Source organism: Caballeronia sp. ATUFL_F2_KS9A (assembly GCF_023630765.1).
Classification (GTDB): Bacteria; Pseudomonadota; Gammaproteobacteria; order Burkholderiales; family Burkholderiaceae; genus Caballeronia; species Caballeronia zhejiangensis.
In genome coordinates this window covers 170,464-190,705 of sequence record NZ_JALQEK010000004.1, presented here as the reverse complement: position 1 = coordinate 190,705, position 20,242 = coordinate 170,464, and the positions used below count along the sequence as shown (strand labels likewise).

Sequence of the window (20,242 nt, the reverse complement as noted above, 5' to 3'; positions counted from 1 at the left end):
TCTCCTCAGGGACGTGAATACTCCTCTCGCTGACGGGTCGGAACATTGTGTCGATAGCTCACTCGATGGAAGAACGCGCCCACGCGCGCGAACAGTCCGCCTTCGGACTGCTGCCTTGCGTTCGCGCGCGCCTGATGCCTGCGTGCCTGCGCGTACTGATCGGCGCGATTGCTCCGATCGACGGCGGCACGCTGCGTCGCGGACGGCGTGCCGCGGCGTTGCGCCTGTTGCGCCAAAGGTTGCGCGGAAGCCGTCGCGAGCGCCGCGGCGGCGGCCGCGCCCGAGCCGTCAGCGCCAGCGTTGGCGACGGTGGTTTCGTCGGCGGGATCGGCGGTGGGTGCGTTGTCCGCGAGCGATGCCGTGTCGATGGGCGCGGCCGTCGGACCGTCGTTCGACGAGTACGGAATCGCGCTGCCGGGCGCGGCGGTCAAGGGCGTTTCGACGGCGCCGCCCGATTGCGTCTGCGCGGTAATCACCGGCTGATCGATGCCGAGCGTGCGGCGCGCGCTCGCCATCGCCTCGGCATAGACGCGCTGATCGTGGTTGAACCACATGCCGTACGCGACCGTGCCGAGCACGCCGATGCCAAGCGCGCTCGCCGACGCCATCCACAGCGCGAGACGCCCGAAGCGCAGCGGCGCGCGCATGGGGCCGGGTTCGTCGTCGTAATCGATTGCAGTCTCGGGCAAGTGAGTGACAGTGGGATCATTCGCAGGACTTGCGCGTTCCGCGATGCTCTCTTCGGGTAGCTTTGCGTGCTGAGGCATGACAGCGCTCTCCAGAACCTATTCGTCAGACAGCGGACCAGCGCGGACTTACAGCGCGCGTCCGGCCCGATGCTTCACCTCGCGCGTCCCATCATATGAACAATCAAACGCGATGCGGCTTCGTCGGACGTAACAGCCGGTTGCCGGTTCAGCATCTGCCGCCGGCCCTTTTTTGCCAAACAATGTAACTCGCGCCACATATCGCCACAATCAGGGGCGGCGAGGAGGCGTTGGAACGACGCTGCGGATCATTGCGCCCGATGCGCGGCGCGCCTGCCGTGGCACGGTCCGGCGCACCGTTGCACGGCGATTTCACCTCATTGCGTGTCGCGACGGCGAAGCAACTTCGGCCAGTACGTCAGCATTTCCCGTTCCTGCCCCGATTTGAAGTGCGGTGCATGCATCATTCTTCAGAGGAAGTTCCCGCGCGTATGTGAGGTGCCGCACATACGCGCATGGCACCCGTTTGCGTGTGGAACGCGCGCCACAGTTCGTCATCGGGGCTTCGACGACACGACGAGCGCGATGCCGCCGAGAATCGCGACCGCGCTGGCCGCGAGCCGCATCGTCAGCGTTTCGCCGAGCAGCAGCACGCCGCCCGCCGCCGTGATGAGCGGCACGCTCAGTTGCACCGTGGCCGCCGTCGCGGGCTTCAATCCTTTCAACGCCGCGTACCAGACGACATAGCCGAGCCCCGAGGTCAACGCACCCGAGGTCATCGCGTAGGCCAGGCCTGAGACATCCGCGTCCGTACCCGCAAACGCGAGCGCGAGCGCCGACACCGCGATCGCGAACGGCAGCGCGCGCAGGAAATTGCCGGCCGTCGCGGCGACGGGATCGGACTGGCCCCGTCCGCGCAATGAATAGACGCCCCAAGCGATGCCCGCCGCGATCATCAGTGCGGACGACGCCGGATCGGGCGCGGCGAGTCCTGGCAGCACGAGCCACACGAGACCGGCGAGCGCGAGCAGCAGGCCGAGCCATTGCGCCGCGGCGAGACGCTCGCCGGTCGCGATGCCGTAGCCGATCATCGTCGCCTGCACCGCGCCGAAGAGCAGCAGCGCGCCGGTGCCCGCCGCGAGCCGAACGTACGCGAAGGAGAACGCCGCCGCATACACGATCAGCGCGAATGCCGATACCCAGCTTCCGGCGCGTCGCGTGTCGTCGCCGGGCGCGCCGCGCGCGAGCAGGATGATCCACAGCACGAGCGCCGCCGACGCGACGCGTACGAGCGTGAAACTCGCCGCGTCGATGCGCGCGCCCCTGAGCGCGAGGCGGCACAGCAGCGAGTTGCCGGCGAACGCGATCATCGCGACGACGGTGAAGAGCGCGATGCGCGTGCCGTGCGAGCGTGTGGGTGTCGACATCGGCGGCGCTGGAATGAGGGCGCATCACTGTAGCGCACGCGCGTCGCGAAGACATGCTGCGGCGCGTTCAACCGGTGGTGAAGGGCTGCGGCGGCGCATCGGCCTCGGAGCCGAAGCGCTCGAATTCGGAGATTACTTGCGCGCCGAATAGAAGCAGCGTCGCGAGCGCTTCGAGGCTGAAGAGCACGACGATCGACGTCGTCAGCGATCCGTAAACTACGCTCACTTGCGAGAGCGTCGCGAAGTACCAGACGAGCACATGCCGCGTGATTTCCCAGAGCACGGCGGCCGTCACGCTGCCGAGCAGCGCGAGCCGCAGCGAAGGCCGGCCGACAGGCATCACGAGATAGATCGACGTCAGCACGAAGATCTCGCCCGCGACGCCGAGCAGATACAGCAAAAGCCGCGACACGCCCCTGAGCGACACCTCGACGCCGAGCAGGTCGACGCTGTTGCTGCCCATCGCCTGAAGGCCGTTCGACACGAGCGTGACGATCAGCATGCCGACGCCGAGAAACAGGATGTAGCAGTAAGGCAGGAGCGCCGAGAGCAGAAAATGCCGCCGCCTGACCGCGACGCGATGCACGAAGATCACCGACATCGCGTTCTCGAGCACCGTGAAGGCAAGCGAACTGAAGAAGATCATCGTGACGAGCAGCAGCCAGCCGAGCACCGCGCGATGCGCAAGAAAATTCGCGAGCTCGCCCACGACGGCGTGCGCCTGGCCCGGCACGAGCCATTCGAGCAGATGCGCGAGCGTGTCGAGCAATTGCTGTTGCCCGACGAATTTCGACAGCACGATCACGATCAGGATCAGCAGCGGGACGATGGAAAGCAGCGCGTAATACGCGACCGCGCCCGCAAGCAGCAGGCCCTGATTGGCGCGAAAAGCCTTGAACGTGCGCATCGCAAAGCCGAACGGATGACGCGCGACGCTTCTCACCTGCGGGCCCAGCACAGGGCCGAGAATCTTCGACATGGAACCTCCGCGGCGCGATCGCTGGCCATCCTTTGTGGACGAGCAAGATCCGCACCCGTAGCGAAGGTCCGCACGCTTCAGCCTGTCCGGCGCGCCTCGATGCGTGCGGCTGCTTGCTGCGCGGCTTCCTCGAATGCGAGATTGAGGAAGACATCGACTTCGCACGCGCTCAGGTCGGCGGCATCGACGTTACGTAGCCGGCAGAAGAGCGCGAGCGCCTCGGCTGCGGCGGCGAAGGCGTTGTTCATATCCCGGGAGTGAAGGCGTTTTTTTCTCATGGCCAGCATAACGGCAGGCGCACGGACGACTTTAATGCGTCGCAACGCAATGCGCACGCCGTTTCATTTTCGCTTTTTGATGCATTAATCTAGGTTCATAACTCGAGCCCGCCGAAGGCACTGGAGGACATGATGGCCGCATCCCACGCAACCTCCGCCGCCGACGCCGCCGCGCTCGGTGCCGATGCCGAAATCGTCAACGCCGACGAGCGCCTCTACAACCACGACCTCGCGCCCGTGCCGCGCGCGAAGCGCACCTGGAACGGCTACAGCATCTTCGCGATGTGGATGTCGGACGTGCACAGCGTCGGCGGCTACACCTTCGCCGCGAGTCTCTTTCTGCTCGGCATCTCGGGCTGGCAGGTGCTGCTCGCGCTGACCATCGGCATTCTCATCGTGTATGTGCTGATGAACTGGGTCGGCAAGCCGAGCTTGAGACACGGCATTCCTTTCCCGGTGATGGCGCGCGTCTCGATGGGCGTGATGGGCGCGAATCTCGCCGCGCTGATTCGCGGCGTGGTCGGCATCGTGTGGTACGGCGTGCAGACGTATTTCGCGTCGAAGGCCGTCGCGACCTTGCTGCTGCTTTTCGTGCCGTCTGTCGCCGCGTGGCGCGATACGAGCTTTCTCAGGCTCGACATGCTCGGCTGGGTCAGCTTCCTCTTCATGTGGCTGCTGCAGCTCGTCATCTTTCAGCGCGGCATGGAGATCATCCGCAAGTTCATCGACTTTTGCGGGCCGGCCGTGTATGTCGTGATGTTCGTGCTGATGGGATGGATTCTCTATCGCGCGGGTCTCGGCAGCCTGAATCTCACGCTCTCGGGCAAGGTGCTGACCGGCGACGAGCAACTTCACGCGATGATCAACGCGATCCTGCTCGTCGTGAGCTATTTCGCCGCGCTGCTGCTGAATTTCGGCGACTTCTCGCGCTTCGCGAAAAGCGAGCGGCAGATGAAGATCGGCAACTTCCTCGGGCTGCCGTTCAACTTCGTTGCGTTTGCAATCATCACGGTGATCGTCACGGCGGGCAGCGAGAAAGTGTTCGGCACGATGATCATGGACCCGGTCGAAATCGTCTCGCGCATCGAGAACAAGGTGTGGGTGGCGATCGGCAGCGTCACGTTCGTCATCGCGACGATGGGCATCAATATCGTCGCGAACTTCGTGTCGCCCGCGTACGACATCGCCAATCTGTTTCCGAAGCATGTGGACTTCAAGAAGGGCGGCCTGATCGCGTCGATACTCGCGGTGCTCGTGTGTCCGTGGATCTTCGTCGACAGCCCGAAGGCGATCACGATCTTCGTGTCCGTGTTCGGCGCCGTGCTCGCGCCGATGTACGGCGTGATGATGTCCGACTATTACCTCGTGAAGCGCGAGCAGGTGAGGACCGCCGAACTGTATTCGATGCAGCCCGGCGGACGCTTCTATTACGACGGCGGATGGAACAAGGTCGGGCTCGCGGCGCTGATCGTATCGGGCGTGATCTCGGTCGGCTGGGAACTGTCGACGCAGTTCTTCAAGCTCCTGCCGCCGAACAATCTCGGCTGGCTGATCGGCGCGGTGGCGGGCGCGCTCCTGTACGTGCTCTTCATGCGCATGGCAAACCGAAAATAGCGCTTTATTCGAGCCACTTTCGTACGTCCTGTTCCCAATCGGGCTGGCCGCAGTTCGGCGGATTCTCCGGCCCGAGCACGGTGATGTAGCCCTTGTCCTTCATGCACGCCTCGTAGGCGCGCACCTGCGTGCAACGGCCCGCGCCGGCTCTTTTCGCGGCGCCCTTGCATGCGGACATCGCGTTGTCCATGCCGCTGAAATCGGCATCGCCGTCGTTATTCCATGAAGGCGGATTCGCGCTCGCCGAAAACTCGACAGGCGTGCTGCACGCGACGAGCGCGAATGCAGCGGCGGGAAGAAGGCACAAGCGGAAGAATCGATTCATCTGCTTTAACTCCTTGTTCTTAAGCTCTTGTTGAACGCGCGCAATTCGCCGCCTATTATTCCCCGCTGCCGTTGGCGCGTCGCGTTTTCTTTTCACTGCGGGCGCGAACGACGATGTGCTTGCCGATACCAACGCGCGCCGTCTCGAACAGATGATTCCGCGCGCGACGCTCGATGTGGTCAGCGACGCGGGACACGCGCTGATGTTCCGGTATCCGAGCGAGCTCGCGCGGCATATCGATGCGTTCGTCGCGAAGTGAGCGACGCCGAACACGTCTATCGCTTCATAGCGCACAGAACGCACGCGTTTTAGCTTGTCGGCGCATTTCCCGGCCCTTCATACTGTCGCGCAACCGCGATGCGAAAGCGCGCGCCGATAACAAGAAGAGCCGGGGAAACCACCATGAAGTCACGCTTCACTGCCGTTCACCTGCGTCCCGTCGAACTTGCCGATCCGCATCTCGCGCATCTCTACATGGAATGCGCCGATGCCGAGGCGCGTCTGTCGGGCGCGAGCAGAGTCGCGGCGGTCGCCGTGTACGAAGCCCGTGAGAAGACGCTCGATCGTCTGTGGTCGCGTCTCGATGCGCTCGATCCAAGACTGTGCCGCGAGCTGAAACACGCGGTAGAGGACTGGCACGAAATCGCGGTGAAGCTGCGCGGCGGCGACTGATTGAGACGCGCGCGCAGCGCAATGAGACGCTGCGGCATTCGCGCGGAAGGCCGTCGCCACTAACCTTTCTCCAACGACGCAAATCAAGGAGAAGGGCAATGAACAGCAACAATGGTACGAACAATCGCGCGCCGATGCCGGCTGCGTTCTTCGGCATCGCGGTCGGCGGGCTCGCGCTCGCGGGCGCATGGCGCGCGGCGGCTCGCGTGTGGGCGATTCCCGATGCGGTGCCCGCATGGCTGACGGCGGGCGCGCTCGTCGTCTGGATCGCGGTGCTCGTCGCATACGGGCGCAAGTGGCTCGTCCAGCGCGATGCGGCCATCGCGGAAATGCGTCATCCGGTGCAGTCTTCGTTCGCGGCGCTCGTGCCGGTATCGGCGATGCTCGTCGCACAAGCCGTGCAGCCTTATTCGCGGCCGCTCGCGATCGCGCTCTTCGCGATCGGCGTCGCGAGTTCGCTCGCGCTCGGCGCGTATCTGCATGGCCGGTTCTGGCAGGGCGGCCGCAAGCCCGAGCTGACGACGCCCGCCATCTACCTTCCGACGGTCGCGCCCAGCTTCGTCGCGGCGACGGCGGCGGCCGGGCTCGGTTTCACGCAAATCGGCATGTTGCTGTTCGGCGCGGGCGTGTTCTCGTGGCTCGCGATCGAATCGATCGTGTTGCATCGCGCCGCCGTGCATGAACCGCTGCCCGAAGCATTGCGCCCTACGCTCGGCATCCAGCTTGCGCCGCCGGTCGTCGGAGGCGTGTCGTATCTCGCGATCACGCACGGCGTACCCGATACGTTCGCATACATGCTGCTCGGCTACGGTCTCTATCAGGCGCTGATGCTCGCGCGCCTCGTGCCCTGGATTCGCCAACGCGCGTTCACGCCTTCGTACTGGGCCTTCAGCTTCGGTGCCGCCGCATTGCCGACGATGGCTATTCGCATGCTCGAACGCGGCGCCGCCGGCCCGATGACGTGGATCGCACCGGCTGCGTTCGTCGTGGCCAACGTGGTGATCGGTCTCATGATCGCGGGAACGGTGCGGGCGATCGTGCGAGGCGAGTTGCTGCCGGCCGCGGTTACATCGGCGCCGGCGAACGTCACGCCGATCAGCATCGAGCGTCGTGCGGCAGCGGGTTCGCGTTGAACATCACAACGTCAGCACTTCGCCCGCGCGCAACGCACGCAGCGACACATCGGGCAACGCGGCGCGCAGTTCTTCCAGAATCTGCGCGCCGTGCGGCGGTTTCAGATGCGAAATCAGCAATTCGGCTTTCATCGCGCGGCCACGCAGATCATCGGCGATGAGCTTCGGGCAATAGTGATGCGCCGCACGCGCCAACGCGATCTGCGCATCCGGATACGCGGTCTCGACGATCACATGCCGCAGTCCCGGCAACGCGCACACGGCGGCCCAGAACTCGGGATTGCTCGTCGTATCGCCGCTGAATGCGATGCACGCCGTTGCGTTCGACACCGCCAGCCCCATCGACGGCACCGTATGCCGCGCGGGCAATGCCGTCACGGTGCGCCCGTTCAGCATGAAGCATTCGCCGACCTCCAGCGCTTCGAAGCGCACGCCCGGCGCATCGGGGGAAGGAATGCGCGTGAAGTCCGGCCAGATCAGATTGTTGAAGATGTGCGCCTGAAGTATGTCGAGCGTCGCGCGGCTCGCGTGAACGACGAGCGGCCTATCGCGCGCGTCGCCTACGGCATCGATCATGAGCGGCAGATACGCAATGTGATCCAGATGCGAGTGCGTGAGAAACACATGATCGATACGCGCGAGTTCGTCGTCGGTAAGCACGGCGACGCCCGTGCCGGCATCGATCATGATGTCGCCGTCGACGAGCAGCGCCGTCGTGCCGCCGCGATCGCCCGCATCGTCGCCGCCGCTCCTGATCGCGCCGCTACAGCCGAGTACCCGAACGTTCATGATGATTCATTTCGTGTCGAATTCGCTTACGCAATCCCAGTCCTCGGGCAACGCAATGCCGCGCAGCGCATCGATGCGCCTGCGATACATCGCGTACACCTGTCGCTCAGGATACTGCGCCGCGAGCGTCGCGAGTAGCGTTTGCGCTTCGTCCCACTCGCGCGCGCGATAGTGCGCGAGCGCCGCGTGCCAGCGCGTGAGCGCATCGCCGTGTTCGTGCGCGGGCTGCGGCTCGAACACCGCAATCGGCGCGACGCGTCCTTTCACGCGCACGCGATCGATCTCGCGGAACGCGATATCCGTCACCCGTTCGCGCGTCGCTTCGCCCACGATGATGTCGATATCGAAGCGCCGCGTGAGGCCTTCGAGCCGCGCCGCGACATTCACGGCATCGCCCATCACGGTGTAGGCGCGGCGCACGTGCGAGCCCATGTCGCCGACGGTCATCGGCCCCGTATTGATGCCGATGCCGATCCACAGCGTCGGCCAGCCGCGCGCCGTGAGCGTGCGGTTCAGCTCGACGAGCGCCGCGCGCATGCCGAGCGCCGCCGCGACGGCGTTGCGCGCGTGATCCGGATCGTCGACGGGCGCACCCCAGAAACCCATGATCGCATCGCCGATGTACTTGTCGAGCGTGCCGCGATGCGCGCGGATCACTTCGGTCATCGTGCCGAGATACTCGTTCATCAGACGCGCGAGCGCTTCCGGCTCCAGCGTCTCCGCGATGGCCGTGAAGCCGAGCACGTCGCAGAACAGCACGGTCAGCTCGGCGCGCCGCCCGGCCATGCTGTAGTCCTCCGGATGACGGCTCATTTCCTCGACGAGCTCGGGCGGCACGTATTGCCCGAACAGCGCGGTGAAATGGCGTTTCGCGCGCGCCTCGACGAAGTAGCCGTACGACATGTTGAGCACGTAGAGCGCGAGCGCGGCGAGCAGCGGCGACGCCACCGGGATCGACCAGCGAAGCCGCGCGAACGCGAAGAGATCCGCCGCGACGACGAGCGCGAGCAACATCGCGGTGAAGGTCGTCGCGCGCGCGGGCATGTGCCACGGCCAGAGGAAGATCATCGCGAGTCCGATGAGCGCGAGCATCGACGCCTGCAACGCCGACGCGAACGGGGGTTCGAAGCGGATCGTATCGTCGAGCATGCCGCCGATCAGATTCGCGTTCACCTCGACGCCCGGATAAACCTCGCCGACGGGCGTCGTGCGCTGATCCATCAGGCCCGGCGCCGTCGTGCCGACGAGCGCGATCTTGCCCGCGAGCGCGTTGGCGGGAATGCGCTCTCCGAGCACGTCGGCGATGGAGTAATACGGGACGCTGCCGGTCGGGCCGCGATAGGGCACGAGCGCCGCGCCGTTTTCATCGACGGGAATCGTGCGCGTGCCGCGCGGCGTCGTGAGCGCGAGTCCCGCGAGCGGCGCGGCGGGATCGGTTGCGTCGTCGAAGACCGGCGTCACCGCGGCGTCGCCGAACAGCGCGCGGATCACTTCGAGCGACAGCGCGCCGTACACGCCGTCGCGATAGGCCGCGATGAGCGGCACGCGGCGCACGGAGCCGTCGAAATCGATCACGGGATTGAAGTATCCGGCGCGCTTCGCCGCCTGTTGCAGCGCGGGCAGATTGCCGCCGTAGCTCGTCCAGTCGAAGAGCATGAGCGGATGCGTGCCGAACGCGCGCGCGCTCATCAAGGGCGATGGAATCGCGCCGCTCGATGCATCGCGATTCGAAAAGTAAAAGCCGAGCACGACGGGATGACCGGCAAGGGCATCGGCGAAACGGCGGTCGTAATCGAGGCGCGGAGCAAGCGCATCGAGCGTCTTGCGGTACGCGGCGTCCTCGGCGAGCGGGCCGCGCGCGAGTTCGTCGAGCACGGCAAGGCCCGAACTCGCGTCGGCTTCCGCGAACACCATGTCGAAGCCGAGCACCGCGATGCGCTCGCGCGAAAACAGCGTATCGACGAGCGCCGCCATGCGCGCGCGATCCCACGGCCAGCGGCCCAGTTCGGCGAGGCTTTTCTCGTCGATATCGAGAATCGCGATGCGCGCGTCCGTCGTGCGCGGCATGAAGACACGCACTTTCGCGTCGTAGATCATCGCGTCGAGCGAATCGATGAAGCGGATGTCGTAGCGCGACAGCGCATGTCCCGCGAGCGCGACCACGATCGCGAGCCCGAGCGCCCAGCGCGCGCCCGAGCGTTTGAACGTGAACGCGAGCGGTTCTCGCACCCTCATTGCGCGGCCCGGATCTGCTCGTTCGCGACGACGAGCCGCGCCGCCAGCACGCGCGCGTGCGCATCGACGCCGAAAGACATGAGCGCCGCGTGCAACTGCGCTGCGCGCATGACGTCCGTATCGCGGCTCGTGTTTTCGCTCATCGTGGGCTCGCTAACGGCACGCCGCCGACGGCACCACCGGCGTCACGCGCGATGCCGGCAGCACGCCGAACGGCAGCCGCGGACTCACGACGATCGCGCCTTCGCCCGCGCGCACGATCTGCCTGTCGACCTGATTGATGACGACGATCTGACCATCGTAGACGACGATCTGATCGCCCTTGCAATCCGCGTTCGCGCCCGGTTCGAGATTCGCGCAATCGGTGACGGAATATTCGGTGCCGCGTATGCCGATGGTCGACGTCGGCGTCTTCACGCGATAGTTCTCCGGCTTGCCTTCCTTCGCGACGAGCCCGTCGAGCGCGCGCAATCCGCCTTTCACGAGCGACAGAAAGCTGCGGTCTTCCTGCGGCGCGTTCGCCGCGTAATGAAAATCGTCGACGCGAAACACCGAGCCGGGCTTCAGATACACGCGCTGCTTGTCGGTGAAGATCATCACGATTTCAGAGCCGACGCCGGTCTCCACGGTGTCGCCGTTGTCGATGTCGCCGCCGACCGCCGCCACGCGTTGCGCGCCGCCCGCCGATTGAATCGCGACATTGCCGACGAGCGCGGTGATCGTCGCGACCGCTTCGGCGCACGCCGCGCGCGCGGTCATCGCCAGGAAGAGGAAGAGAAGAAGGTGTCGGGCGCGCGTCATGTTCGGTCTCAGAAGGACTTCGTGAGCGCGATCCAGAAGCGGTTCGCGTGTCCCGTGCCGAGCGTCGAAGGCACGTAGCCGAGCGTGTGCGCGTACGACATCGACAGCAGAAAGTCGTGCGGCGCGGCGAACGTCGCGCCGACGCCCAGCCCGGAAAGCCGGACGTGATCGCTGCCCGGCGCGACCGGATGCGCGACGATCTTCCCGTCGGCGGTATCGATGAAGCCCGATAGCGTCACGAGCACCGGCACGAGCGATTGCCTGATCGTCTGCCGTAGTTCGATGGTCGCGATATACGCTTCGTCGACGGGCGCGTCGCCGGTCGCATAGGCGCGCACGGCATACGGGCCGCCGAGCGAGATCTGCTCGGACGAATCGAGATTGCGCGAAGTCGCCTGGCCGTTGAGCGAAAGGTAGAGCTGCGTGCCGTTGGCCTGATCGCCGATCACCTGCGTGTGCGTCACGGCGAACACGAACTTCGTGAACGCACCGGCGATCTGCGCGGCGATCTGTTCTGGCTGCGGCGTCTTATAGCGCAGGTTGCCTTGCTGGATAGCCGTGTCGAACGTCGTGATGCTCTTTTCGAGCGTCAGATTGCCCGAGAGCCCGAGCCGGCCGACATCGCTCGTCTTGTCGCTGACGGAATCGAACGCGCCGAGGTGATCCGACAGCAGCTTGTGGTCGTAGCCGAGCGTCGCGAATACGTTCGCCGACGGCGAGCGCAGCAGCGCGTAGCTCAGGAACGTCGAGAAGACATTGGCGCTGCCGTAGGCGTCGAGTTCGTCGAACTGACCGCCGACCGAATACGTCGAGCGCGTGTAGCCGACGCCCCACGCGAACCCGCTGCCGCCGACCGGCACCGTGTAGCCGATGTTGCCGTAGAACTGCCCGGTGATCGAGCCGAGCAGCCGCGCGCCCAACTGATCGCCGATGCCGAGCGGATTGTTCCATTGCAGCGCGGCGATGAGACGCGCGGTGCCGGTCGTCGTCTGGCCGTAGTTGTCGGCCTGCACGCTGCCGGAGACGGGCCGCGCGGTCGGCACGGCGAGCGTCATGTCGGAGGTGCCGGGAAGAAGGCCCGGCGAGATCGTCGCGTTCGCGCCCGTCGTGCCGGCCGCGTCCTGCGCGAGCAACGTGGCGCGGGTGAGGGCGCGCTCGTCGATCACGTCGCCCGGTTTGAGCGCGCCGAAAAATCGCGCGATGACGGGGTCGCGCGTGCGCGACTGGTTGTCGATGTCGATGCGACCGTAACGTCCCTCGCTCACCGCGATACGCACGATGCCGTCATCGATCTGCTGCGGCGGCACATAGGCGCGCGCGACCAGATAGCCGTGCCGCCGATAGAACGCGCTCACGCGATCGGCGGCGCTTTCGAGATCGTCGAGCGAACGCCCCGCACCGATGAACGGCCGCACGGCGTCGAGCAGTTCCGGCGTCGGGAAAAGCGTGTTGCCGGTGAACGCGAAACCTTTCACTTCGAAGCGGATGCCTCCTGTTTCGCCGGAGACGGGCGGCGGTTCGGGCGCGGGCGTCACGTTCAGACGCAGATCGGAAGGCGGGACGGGCGCGGGCGCTTGCTGCTGCTGTTCGCGCAGGATGCTGCCCGCGTTCGGCAGCGTCTGGGCGTGCGTTTCGCGCATGTCGCGCGCCGTCGCCGCGACGAGCGTCGCGATGAGCACGGCGAGCCGGCGCGACGCGACGCTGTGGCGTCGTTCGCGGGGCCCGAAGCGTCGCACGCGCCTGGGCCTCACATGCGGCATACGTGACCGGGCCATGCGTCGTCCGGCAGACGGCTGCCGTCGCTCGTCGAATCGGTGCGCTGCTGCACGAGCGGCGCGGACTCCGGCTGAAGGCCCGGCGTCGCGTTGTAGAGCGGCGCGGGATTGGCCGCGTCGGTACGCACGGAATCGAGAATGCCGGGCAGCGCCGCGACGGTCGTGACGGGCGTTTCCGGTTCTTGCGGCATCACCGGCTGTACGGGGACGGACGGCGGCGCAGGCGGCGGCGTGCCCGCGATGCGCAGCGTGCCGCCTTGCGTCGTGATCGTGTACCCGGTCGGGCCGCCCGTCGCGGTGACCGTGATCGCGTACGTGCCGATCGCCGCGCCCGGCGTCGCGCCGGTGCTCGTCACCGTGAAGACGAACGGCTCGTGGTTCGCCGGGCTGTCGGCGAATGCGTTGCCGTAGTTCGCGCCGTTGTAGCGCAGCGCGATCGTCACGTCGTTCGGACCGAGCGTGCGCGGCGTCTCGAACGGCACGTCGATGTTGATCGCCGTCAACGTGACCTGCTGCCGCGCATTGAACGCGAACCGGTTGCCCGATGCCGATGCCGCGCGCGCATCGGCGCCGCCGGTGTAGGCATCGCCCCAGAGCGCGAGATTGCCGCTTTGCAGTCCGCCGAAGGCGTCGGCCTCGGGTGCGTCGGAGTAGACGAGCCAGCGGCCGTTCGGCGCGGAAAGCGCGTTCGCTCCCGCGCGGTTCACGAAGGTCGCCGCGGCGAGCGTGATCGCCGTGCCGCTCGCGCGGCTCGCAATGGGGGCGGCGAGCGTGAGCGCGGGCGCCGTGAGCGTGACCGCGCCGCTCGCCGAAACGCCCGACAAACCCGCGACGCGGCCGATCGTGAGCGGCGCGCTATCGGCGATGTCGACGGAACCGGCGTTCGCCGCCAGCGTGCCGATGCGATTGCCCGCGTTCGTCAGCCGGTACGCGCCCGCGCCGCCTTGCAGGGCGACATTGGCCGCCTGGATGGGCGCCTGTTGTGTCGCGGTGCCGGCGGTCGTCATCGCGAGCGTGCCGCGCGGCGCGCTGATCGACGCGTCGACGTGGATGCCGCTCTGCGCCGCGAGCGAAAGCGTGTTGACGCCGCTCCACGCGACCGGGCCGTCGATCAGCACGAGGCCGAACGCCGCAAAGCCCGCCGGCGACGCGGCGCTGATCGACACATTGGTCGATTCGAGCACGCGCGAAAGCGTCGCGCTCTGAATCGTGCCGAAGCGCTGTCCGAATGCATCGCCGCCGCCGACGAGCGCGGCGAAGTCGCTTGCAATGCGCCACGTTCCGGTTTGTCCCGATGCCGCCGCCGTCGTGACCTGCGCGTCCGGCGCGACGCGCACCTGCGTGCCCGCCGTTTCGATGGCGCCGCCGTTGCCGCCATCCGGCGCGGATGCGTCGAGCGTGCCGCCGGCCTGCACGACGCCTTTGTCCGCGATGAGGCGGATCACGCCGTTCTGGTTCACGGCGCTTCTCGCGCGGATGACGCCCGTGTTGTTCACGACATTGGCGAGGAGCGCGTCCTCGGCGCTCGCGACGAGCCAGGCCTGACCGCCATCGGCTTGGATCAGACCGTGATTGGCGGCGAGCGCACGCAACGCGCCGCGCTCTACCGACAAGCCGATCATGCTGTGATCGCCGAGCGTGACCGCGATGCGCTCGCCCGCCGCGAGCGCCGCGAAACCGCCGGGCGAGTCGATCGTGCCGGCGTTGATCGCGCGCGCGCCGATCAGCGCGACATAACCGCCGGGCGCGCTCGTGAGCGTGCCGAGATTGACGACCGCCGCGCCGTCCTCGTGATGATGATGATGCCGATGCCAGCGCCCGTCGCCCGAAAAGGTGTAGTGGCCGCTCATGAAATCGCTTGTCGACAGATTGAGCGTCGATGCCAGCAATCCACCGACGTTCACCTGCGCGCCCGGCCCGAAGATCACGCCGTTCGGATTGACGATGAACACCTGGCCGTTCGCGTCGAGCTTGCCGAAGAAGGCCGTCGGGCGCGGTCCGACGACGCGGTTCAGCGCGATCGAATTCGCGCCCGGCTGATTGAACGTGACCGCTTCGCCAGGGCGCGTGCTGAACGAATTCCAGTCGATGGCGAGGCGGCCGCTATTCTGCTGAATGATCGTGTTGGCGCCCGCGCTCGTCACCGAGCCGGAACCGGCGACGACGCGCGCGCCGCTCGGTTCCGCGCGCGCGGACATGCACGCCATGACGATGAGCGTGGCGATGCAGAGCCGTCGCGCGGGGAACGCGGTGCTCGCGCGCAGAGTCTTGTTCATGTCGGCCGACTCCTTTCTGTTGCGGCGCATCGTCGTGACGAGATGCAGGCGCACCATCAAGCAGTTTAGTGTTCCGAAGCATGCTTGCAACTACGCGTTTAGAGAACCTTCGCATACGCGCTGTTCTTCGCCATTCGTATTAGGAACGCGGCGTTTTATCCGACGATCACGCGGCCTGGCTCGCGAGCGTCTCTTCGACGAACTCGCGCAGGAACGTGACCCACGTGCGGATCTTCGCATCGAGATACTGGCGGGACGCGTACATCGCGTAGATGGTCATTGTCTGAAGTTCGCACTCGGGCAGCACGCGCACGAGCGCGCCGCTGTCGAGCCACGGCAGCGCGGCGAGCATCGGCAACGGCGCGATGCCGAGACCGTTCGACAGCGCGACCGCGAGCGCATCGGCGGAATTGACGCGCAGGCGGCCCGGGTCGAGCTCCACTTCGACGTGGCCGCGCGGGCCTTCGAAGACCCATCGGTCGACGGGGAAAAACGTCGTCACGAGTTGCAGGCACGCATGGTTCTTCAGATCGTCGATGCGCTGGGGCGTGCCCGCCCGTTTGAGATAGCCCGGCGACGCGCACAGCACGCTCGGCATCGAGCAGATTTTCGTGGAGACGAGCGCGGAGTCGGGCAGTGCGGACGTGGTGACTTGCAGGAAGACGTCGAAGCCTTCGTCGAGCATGTCGGGGATATGTTGCGAAAGCGTAAGCTCGACGCGCACCTGCGGATGCTGCTCGAGATAGCGCGTGAGCGCGGGCACCACGTAGTGCTGGCCGAAGGTGATCGGGGCATGCATGCGCAGCACGCCCGTCGGCGAAACCTGGGCGTTGCTCGCCTCGGCCTCGGAGAGATCGACGAGTTCGAGCACTTCCTTGCAGCGCGTGAGATAACGGTTGCCGGCATCGGTGAGGGCGACGCGGCGCGTCGTGCGATTCAGAAGCCGCGTGCGCAGATGCGTTTCGAGTTCGGTGACCGCGCGCGAGGCCTGCGCCGTCGTGATGTCCATCTGCTGCGCCGCGACGGTGAAGCTGGCCGCTTCAGCCACGCGCGCAAAGATTCTCATGCTCCGCAACAAGTCCATCGTCCAGGCATCCGTTTGACGAAGCCGGAACTATCCCACGTCGGCGCAACAGCGCGCAACCTGCGCGGGCGAAGCGGCGTCGCATCGGCTTTTCGCACATTCGTTTCAGGATTCACATCTGTTACAGGCGTTGTAACGCAGCCCGCACGCGGCGCGGCTACGATGGATTCATGGCTGCATATGAATCCAGGATCGCATCGCGGTCTGCTTGTCGGCCTTCTCAGACGAGGACGAAATGAACATCAAGGGCTTGGTCGGGATCGGTATCGCGTTGTCGGCGGGACTCGCTTGCGAAGCCGCCGTGGCGGGCGTGAGCCTGGGCATCAATCTCGGGGTTCCGGTTGCGCCGGTTTATGCGGCGCCGGTGTACGTCGCGCCCGCGCCCGTCTATGCGCCGCCTCCGCCGCCCATGTACGCGCCGCCGCCTCCGCCCGTCGCCTATCAGCCCGCGCCGGTCATGGTTGCGCCCGCGCCGGCGATCGTCGTGGGTTGGCACGGCGACCGCTATTGGGATGGCTATCGCTACTGGGGACGCCGCGACTGGTACGCGCATCACGGCGGCTATTACGGCTATCGGCACTGGTAAGCCGGAAGCCGGCGGCAACGGGGCACCATCATGAAAAATTCAACTCGAACTCGAACCCGGTCGCGCCTCGCGCGCTCGCTGATCGTGCCCGTCGCGCTCGTGGCGGCGGCGGGGCTCGGCGGCTGCGTTTATGCGCCGCCCTATGGCTATGCGCCCGCGCCCGCTTATGGCTACGCGCCTGCCTATGGCTATGCGTATGGACCGGGCTACTACGCGGCGCCATCGGTGTCGCTCGGCATCGGCTTCTCGAGCAGCGGCGGCGGTCACTGGCACGGCCGCTGACGCGCGGTCCATTCCGACTGGAACGTGCGTTGCTGCGATTTCTCTGACTCTTTCGGAGAAAGCGCAACATGACCGAGCAAACTGCAAGCTTGCTGTCGCAACACGCCCGCTGCGAGCATTTCATGCTGCCGCCGAACGGCTGGGTGCCAAATAACACGCGGCTGCCCGTCCTGGTGTGGCGCGGCGCGATCGACCCCAAAGCCACCGATTGCGCCGAGCGCTTCGAAGCGCTTTTCGCGCAGAACGGCTGGCCGCCGCAGTGGCGCGACAGTGTCTTCGACTATCACCACTTCCATTCGACCGCGCATGAGGCGCTCGGTGTCGCATCGGGCGACGCCGAACTGATTCTCGGCGGCCCGCATGGCCGCGTGATCGCGGTCAGCGCCGGCGACGCGCTCGTCCTGCCTGCCGGCACCGGCCATTGCCTGCTGACGGCCGGACGGCGCTTTCAGGTCGTCGGGGCTTATCCGCCGGGGCAGCAATGGGATATCCGCCGCGAAGCGATCAGCGAGCAGGAACGCATCGCGATGGAAGAACTGCCGTTCCCGCGAAGCGATCCCGTCGCCGGAGAGGAAGGGCCGCTCGCGCGTCACTGGCATTAGCCGATCACGCTTTGCTTTCCTTCACGCATTGAGACCGGCGCGCGCCGACGAGCGGCACGCGCTTGATCACGCCCGTCGCGAGCGCCGTGCCGACCAGCACGATCGCGCAGGCGGCCGCCATGCCCATCGACACGCGCTCGGCGAGAAAGAGCGCGCCCCACAGAATCCCGAAGATCGGAATCAGGAACGTGACGGTGATCGCGCGTGCCGGCCCGGCGACCGCGATCAGATGGAAGAACATCATGTAGGCGAGGCCCGTGCACGCGACGCCCAGCCCGAGCACCGCGCCCCACGCGTGCAACGATACGGCGCCGGCCGGCCAGAAAAAGAGCGCGAAGGGCAGAAGCACGATCGTCGCCGCGCTCATCGTGCCGGCGGCGACCGTCAGCGAATCGACGCCCATCAGATGCTTTTTCGTGTAACTCGCGGCGACGCCGTAAGAAGCCGATGCGGCGAGCGCGGCGAGTGCGGCCAGCGCGGTCGCCATCGGGGAGGCGGCGGCGGCGCTCGCGTCGTGCGCGAACATCTGATCCCAGACGAGCGCGAGCACGCCCGCGAAGCCGATCGCAAGTCCCGCCACGCGCATGCGCGTCAGCCGGTCGCTCAACCACAGATACGCGACGATCGCGCCCCAGAGCGGCGTCGTCGCGTTGATGACCGACGTGACGCCCGCCGACAGCGTCAGCTCGGCATACGCGAAGAGACAAAACGGCGCGGCGGAATTGAGGACGCCGACGACGAGGAGCGGCCACGCGCGTTCGCGCATCGTCGAGAAGGCTGGCCGCGCCTTGCCGCGCAGCGCGAGCATCAGAAGCAGAAACAGCGCGCCGATGCCCACGCGCAACGCCATCAGCGGCGCGACGCCGAGATCGGTCACGCCGACGCGGATGAACAGGAACGAGCCGCCCCAGAGCGCGGCGAGAACGAACAGTTGAGCGAGATTGACGGGATTCATGGCGGCTTGGCGATAGAAGTTGGGAGCGAAACCATCGTATCGGCGTGCGTCGTGCCGACGTTTCGGCGCGGCGTGAAACGAAAGATGCGGCGCGATGCACCCGCTCGCCCAGCTCCCGGAATCCCGCATCGTAGGCGCGCGCCGATGCCGCCGCAAACGAGCATTTCTCACCGTTATGTGAGAAAAATTGCCAAGCGCCGCGCGGCTCGACCGACCGCGGACGCCGAGGTTGCTGGCAGGCCCGATCGGTGCGACTCTTGCATGATCGAAAGATGGACGATGGTTTTTGCAGCGCGATGGACGCAGTCAACGGGAGAGAAGCCATGGACAATGCAAACGGCAACGCATCCACGATTCAGTCGATGCAAAACGGCGACCGGGGCGATCCGGCCGATCCGCCGCTCTCGCGCCGCACGGTCGCGAGCGCGATGGACGCGGCGCTCGCGCCCGGCATGGCGCACGGACAGGCCGCGAGCGTGACGCCGCTCACGCCGGGCGAGGCGCACAAGCCCGCAAGGTATTCGCCGTATCACGTGCACGGCGATGTGCTCGAAGGCGGCGACAGTCCGACGGTGCTCGCGCAGCCCGCCGCGACGCACGCCGCGGGACAGGGCAGTCAGTACCATCCGTCGCGACCGATGCCGCGGCGCGCGCGCGACGTGCTGGCGGGCGCGCAGGACGTCATCGCGACGCAGTACAGGCAGGCGAAGGAGGGCACGGACGATTACGTGCACGACAATCCCTGGAAATCGATTGCGCTGGCGGCGGTCGGCGGGCTCATCGTCGGTCTGCTGGCCGCACGCTGAAGCGCGGCGGGCCTCAACCTTGCTGGGTTGCTGATATCGGCAGAGGCTTATCGCCGTGCCGGACCGACATGGAAGAACGATCGTACGACCTCTGCACCGACCGGTGCGAAATCTGGAATCCGCTGACGATGGCGCTCGCCAGTCCGCGGCGCGTCTTGATCGTGCATTCGGAATCGAACGTCGGCGATTCGTTCGCGCTGCTCCTCGCGATGCGCGGTTTCGAGGCCGTGCAGATCGGCGATGCGGCGGCCGCGTCGCAATTCATCCGCAACTGGCGGCCGCAGGTGTTGTTCGTGGATACGCTCATCGGCGACGCGCACGACCACGCGCCGGCGCGCACGCTGCGCGAAGCGCTGACCGTCGATCGGACGGAGGGCGAAGTGGAGTTGCTGATTGCGCTCGCCGCCGATGCCAAGCAGGATCCGCGCGATGCATTGCACGCCGCGGGCTACGACGGCTTTTGCAGAACGCCGTGCCCGGTCTGGTGGATGTTCGACGTATTGAAGTGTTTCTACGTCCACTGATGCGGGCGGTGCATTGCGCCGCCGCCCGCCGCTTGAGACTTAAACCGCTCGCGATGCCTTGAAATCGTTGGTTTCCAGTTCGACCGACTGGCCGCCGTTGCGCTCGAGCGCGCGCCGGGCGGCGTCTTCGATTTGCACGCGTCCGCCTTCGAACGCGGAGAGGAGATCGTGCGACGACGTCCCGCTATTGCCGAAGTGATCGTTGAGCGCATCGAGGGAAATGCTGCACCACACCTCGCGGCCGTCCACCTTCGCCTCGAACGCGACACGCGCTGCCGCCACGACATGACGGCGCCCGCTGAACTCTATCGTCATCCTTATCACCTCCTGTTTTTCGTTCGGAACACGGTTGAGCGCGATCATCGCGAGACTTGCAACGACGCGCCCGCGAT

23 protein-coding genes are annotated in these 20,242 nt (G+C 66.4%); 9 read left to right on the top strand and 14 right to left on the bottom strand.

The window, feature by feature from the left end; translation table 11 throughout:
- Positions 1-5: 5 nt before the first annotated feature.
- The 4 genes from NCS67_RS06565 to NCS67_RS06550 all read right to left on the bottom strand — a co-directional run bounded on the left by NCS67_RS06565 (position 6) and on the right by NCS67_RS06550 (position 3,361).
- The gene (locus NCS67_RS06565) at positions 6-767 is read right to left on the bottom strand and encodes a hypothetical protein (RefSeq protein WP_034474198.1); all 762 of its coding nucleotides are present in this window, start codon (positions 765-767) and stop codon (positions 6-8) included.
- Positions 768-1,261: 494 nt separating this feature from the next.
- Positions 1,262-2,134 carry a DMT family transporter gene (locus NCS67_RS06560; RefSeq protein ID WP_250434735.1) on the bottom strand — a complete coding sequence of 291 codons (873 nt, stop codon included), beginning with the start codon at positions 2,132-2,134 and terminating at the stop codon, positions 1,262-1,264.
- Positions 2,135-2,201: 67 nt separating this feature from the next.
- The gene (locus NCS67_RS06555) at positions 2,202-3,113 is read right to left on the bottom strand and encodes a YihY/virulence factor BrkB family protein (RefSeq protein ID WP_008349578.1); all 912 of its coding nucleotides are present in this window, start codon (positions 3,111-3,113) and stop codon (positions 2,202-2,204) included.
- Positions 3,114-3,190: 77 nt separating this feature from the next.
- Positions 3,191-3,361, bottom strand: a complete 171-nt coding sequence (locus NCS67_RS06550; protein WP_160172930.1) for a hypothetical protein — start codon at positions 3,359-3,361, stop codon at positions 3,191-3,193.
- A gap of 162 nt (positions 3,362-3,523) precedes the next feature.
- On the opposite strand from NCS67_RS06550, the gene NCS67_RS06545 reads away from it, so the two are divergent.
- On the top strand, positions 3,524-5,005 hold the full coding sequence (locus tag NCS67_RS06545) for an NCS1 family nucleobase:cation symporter-1 (protein ID WP_175983162.1): 1,482 nt from the start codon (positions 3,524-3,526) through the stop codon (positions 5,003-5,005).
- Between the two features lie 4 nt (positions 5,006-5,009).
- Here NCS67_RS06545 and NCS67_RS06540 read toward each other — a convergent pair whose 3' ends face one another.
- Entirely contained in the window at positions 5,010-5,330 is a 321-nt protein-coding gene (locus NCS67_RS06540; protein WP_034474202.1) for a hypothetical protein, read from the bottom strand.
- Positions 5,331-5,445: 115 nt separating this feature from the next.
- Between NCS67_RS06540 and NCS67_RS06535 the strand changes: the two genes are divergently transcribed.
- From NCS67_RS06535 to tehA, 3 genes are all read left to right on the top strand, one after another.
- Positions 5,446-5,589, top strand: coding sequence for an alpha/beta fold hydrolase (locus NCS67_RS06535; protein ID WP_250434734.1), 144 nt, complete (start codon positions 5,446-5,448; stop codon positions 5,587-5,589).
- Between the two features lie 143 nt (positions 5,590-5,732).
- On the top strand, positions 5,733-6,002 hold the full coding sequence (locus NCS67_RS06530; RefSeq protein WP_008349582.1) for a hypothetical protein: 270 nt from the start codon (positions 5,733-5,735) through the stop codon (positions 6,000-6,002).
- Positions 6,003-6,100: 98 nt separating this feature from the next.
- Positions 6,101-7,135, top strand: a complete 1,035-nt coding sequence (tehA, locus tag NCS67_RS06525) for a dicarboxylate transporter/tellurite-resistance protein TehA (protein ID WP_250434733.1) — start codon at positions 6,101-6,103, stop codon at positions 7,133-7,135.
- A 3-nt stretch (positions 7,136-7,138) separates the two neighbouring features.
- On the opposite strand, the gene NCS67_RS06520 is transcribed toward tehA, so the two are convergent.
- The 7 genes from NCS67_RS06520 to NCS67_RS06490 form a co-directional block, all read right to left on the bottom strand.
- Entirely contained in the window at positions 7,139-7,924 is a 786-nt protein-coding gene (locus tag NCS67_RS06520; protein ID WP_008349584.1) for a 3',5'-cyclic-nucleotide phosphodiesterase, read from the bottom strand.
- Positions 7,925-7,930: 6 nt separating this feature from the next.
- Positions 7,931-10,159, bottom strand: a complete 2,229-nt coding sequence (locus NCS67_RS06515) for a CHASE2 domain-containing protein (protein WP_250434732.1) — start codon at positions 10,157-10,159, stop codon at positions 7,931-7,933.
- On the bottom strand, positions 10,156-10,302 hold the full coding sequence (locus NCS67_RS06510; RefSeq protein WP_160297415.1) for a hypothetical protein: 147 nt from the start codon (positions 10,300-10,302) through the stop codon (positions 10,156-10,158). The genes NCS67_RS06515 and NCS67_RS06510 overlap by 4 nt, the downstream gene beginning before the upstream one ends.
- Positions 10,303-10,312: 10 nt before the next feature.
- Positions 10,313-10,960 carry a FecR family protein gene (locus NCS67_RS06505; protein WP_175983156.1) on the bottom strand — a complete coding sequence of 216 codons (648 nt, stop codon included), beginning with the start codon at positions 10,958-10,960 and terminating at the stop codon, positions 10,313-10,315.
- Positions 10,961-10,968: 8 nt separating this feature from the next.
- Complete coding sequence (locus NCS67_RS06500) at positions 10,969-12,735, bottom strand: ShlB/FhaC/HecB family hemolysin secretion/activation protein (protein ID WP_250434731.1); 1,767 nt, start codon at positions 12,733-12,735, stop codon at positions 10,969-10,971.
- Positions 12,708-15,011 carry a two-partner secretion domain-containing protein gene (locus NCS67_RS06495; protein WP_250434730.1) on the bottom strand — a complete coding sequence of 768 codons (2,304 nt, stop codon included), beginning with the start codon at positions 15,009-15,011 and terminating at the stop codon, positions 12,708-12,710. Before NCS67_RS06495 ends, NCS67_RS06500 begins: the two co-directional genes overlap by 28 nt.
- A 166-nt stretch (positions 15,012-15,177) precedes the next feature.
- The gene (locus NCS67_RS06490) at positions 15,178-16,095 is read right to left on the bottom strand and encodes a LysR family transcriptional regulator (RefSeq protein WP_008349593.1); all 918 of its coding nucleotides are present in this window, start codon (positions 16,093-16,095) and stop codon (positions 15,178-15,180) included.
- Between the two features lie 235 nt (positions 16,096-16,330).
- On the opposite strand from NCS67_RS06490, the gene NCS67_RS06485 reads away from it, so the two are divergent.
- From NCS67_RS06485 to NCS67_RS06475, 3 genes are all read left to right on the top strand, one after another.
- Entirely contained in the window at positions 16,331-16,681 is a 351-nt protein-coding gene (locus NCS67_RS06485; RefSeq protein WP_008349595.1) for a hypothetical protein, read from the top strand.
- A gap of 30 nt (positions 16,682-16,711) precedes the next feature.
- Positions 16,712-16,963: a hypothetical protein gene (locus tag NCS67_RS06480; protein ID WP_250434728.1), complete on the top strand. Its 252-nt coding sequence runs from the start codon at positions 16,712-16,714 to the stop codon at positions 16,961-16,963.
- Positions 16,964-17,031: 68 nt separating this feature from the next.
- Positions 17,032-17,565 (top strand): cupin domain-containing protein, encoded by a 534-nt coding sequence (locus NCS67_RS06475; protein WP_250434726.1) that lies wholly within the window; start codon positions 17,032-17,034, stop codon positions 17,563-17,565.
- A gap of 4 nt (positions 17,566-17,569) precedes the next feature.
- Here the strand turns inward: NCS67_RS06475 and NCS67_RS06470 are convergent, their stop codons facing one another.
- Positions 17,570-18,520: a DMT family transporter gene (locus tag NCS67_RS06470; protein ID WP_250434725.1), complete on the bottom strand. Its 951-nt coding sequence runs from the start codon at positions 18,518-18,520 to the stop codon at positions 17,570-17,572.
- Between the two features lie 323 nt (positions 18,521-18,843).
- Here NCS67_RS06470 and NCS67_RS06465 point away from each other — a divergent pair, with 323 nt between their 5' ends.
- Positions 18,844-19,326, top strand: a complete 483-nt coding sequence (locus tag NCS67_RS06465; protein ID WP_250434724.1) for an ElaB/YgaM/YqjD family protein — start codon at positions 18,844-18,846, stop codon at positions 19,324-19,326.
- A 68-nt stretch (positions 19,327-19,394) separates the two neighbouring features.
- Positions 19,395-19,850 carry a response regulator gene (locus tag NCS67_RS06460; RefSeq protein ID WP_008349604.1) on the top strand — a complete coding sequence of 152 codons (456 nt, stop codon included), beginning with the start codon at positions 19,395-19,397 and terminating at the stop codon, positions 19,848-19,850.
- A 39-nt stretch (positions 19,851-19,889) separates the two neighbouring features.
- On the opposite strand, the gene NCS67_RS06455 is transcribed toward NCS67_RS06460, so the two are convergent.
- Entirely contained in the window at positions 19,890-20,165 is a 276-nt protein-coding gene (locus NCS67_RS06455) for a DUF1488 family protein (RefSeq protein WP_008349606.1), read from the bottom strand.
- Positions 20,166-20,242: the final 77 nt, after the last annotated feature.